Consider the following 1,871-nt stretch of genomic DNA (forward strand, 5'->3'; position numbering starts at 1 on the left):
GGACGGGCAGGGTCTCGAGCACGGCATCGGCACCGTGCGCTCCGACGACAGGAACGAGCACCCATGACGCTGTCCACTCCTCAGACCGCCTACGCCTCCGCCAAGCTCCAGGGCACCGGAGTGGGACGCGGGCTGGCCCTCGGGCCGGTCCTGCGCATGCCGGAGCCGCTGCCCGAACCCGAGGACACCGCCAGCACCCGCAGCGTCGCCCAGGAGGAGGAGCGCGCCGTCTCGTCGCTGTCCGCCACCGCCGCGACGATCCGCCACCGAGGCGAGCGGGCCGGCGGCTCGGCGAAGGACGTCCTCGACGCCCAGGCCCTGATGGCCGAGGACCCGTCCCTCGCGGACGACGTCAAGGCGCGGATCGCCGGGGGCAAGACCGCGGAGCGCGCCGTGCACGAGGCCTTCGCCGGCTTCCGCGACCTGCTCGTGGCGATGGGCGGCTACATGGCCGAGCGCGCGACCGACCTCGACGACGTCTCGCAGCGCGTCGTGGCGCACCTGCGCGGCGTCGCCGCTCCCGGCGTCCCCGAGTCGGACGAGCCGTTCGTGCTCGTCGCCCGTGACCTCGCTCCGGCCGACACGGCGCTGCTCGACCTCGAGAAGGTCCTCGGCCTGATCACCAGCGACGGAGGACCGACCTCGCACACGGCGATCCTCGCCCGGGAGAAGTCGATCACCGCCATCGTCGGCACCACCGGCGCCCTCGACCTGCGGGACGGCCAGCTCGTCATCCTCGACGCCACCTCCGGCGTCGTGACGGTGAACCCCTCGGACGCCGAGATCGGCGCCGCGAAGTCCTCGATCGCCGAGCGCGCCGAGATGCTCGCCGCACCGGTCGTTCCCGGCGCGCTGGCAGACGGCCACGCCGTGCCGCTGCTCGCGAACCTCGGCTCGGCCGACGGCGCTGCGAACGCGGTCGAGCTCGGCGCCGAGGGAGTGGGGCTGTTCCGCACCGAATTCCTCTTCCTCGACGCGAAGGAGGCGCCCTCGGTCGCCGAGCAGGCGGAGCAGTACACGCGCCTGCTCGCTGCGTTCCCCGGCCGCAAGGTCGTCGTCCGCGCGCTCGACGCCGGCGCCGACAAGCCGCTGAGCTTCCTCAACGACGACCACGAGGAGAACCCGGCCCTCGGTCTCCGCGGACTGCGCGCCCTCCGTGCCAGCGAGCAGATTCTCCGCGACCAGCTCACCGCCCTCGCCCAGGCCGATGCCGCGACCGACGCCGACCTCTGGGTCATGGCGCCGATGGTCGCGACCGTGGACGAGACCCGCTACTTCACCTCGATGGCGCGGGAGCTCGGCATCCGCACCGCCGGAGTGATGGTGGAGGTCCCCTCCTCCGCCCTGCTCGCCGACCGCATCCTCGGAGTCGCGGACTTCGCCTCGATCGGCACCAACGACCTGACCCAGTACACGCTCGCCGCCGACCGCATGCTCGGCACGGTCTCGGCGTTCCAGGACCCGTGGCACCCGGCCGTGCTCCGCCTCGTCGGCGAGGTCGGCCGCGCGGGAGCGGCGCTGGGCAAGCCCGTCGGGATCTGCGGAGAAGCCGCCGCCGACCCGCTGCTCGCCGTGGTCCTCGTCGGCCTCGGCGCCACCACCCTCTCGATGTCGCCGTCGGCTCTCGCCGACGTCCGCGCCGAGCTGGCCGAGCACACCCTCGAGGACGCCAAGCGGTACGCGGAGCTCGCTCTCGCCGCCGACAGCGCCGCCGACGCCCGCTCCGCGGTCACCGAGGCGATCGCCGCCTCCTGATCCCGGATCACCAGCCCCACCCCCCTGCACCACCCCGCCACTCGGGAGCCGGGACGCCTCAGGAGCGTCCCGGCTCCCGAGTGGCGGGGTGGTGCAGGGGGGTGGGGCTGGTGATC

General features: G+C 74.0%; 1 protein-coding gene. It reads left to right on the top strand.

Annotated features, from left to right (window positions below; all coding sequences use genetic code 11):
- The first annotated feature begins 156 nt into the window (after positions 1–156).
- Positions 157–1,755: a phosphoenolpyruvate--protein phosphotransferase gene (ptsP, locus tag C5B98_RS16505; RefSeq protein WP_258069271.1), complete on the top strand. Its 1,599-nt coding sequence runs from the start codon at positions 157–159 to the stop codon at positions 1,753–1,755.
- Positions 1,756–1,871 lie beyond the last annotated feature (116 nt).

Source organism: Rathayibacter sp. AY1A5, assembly GCF_002930875.1.
In the GTDB taxonomy this organism is placed as follows: domain Bacteria; phylum Actinomycetota; class Actinomycetes; order Actinomycetales; family Microbacteriaceae; genus Rathayibacter.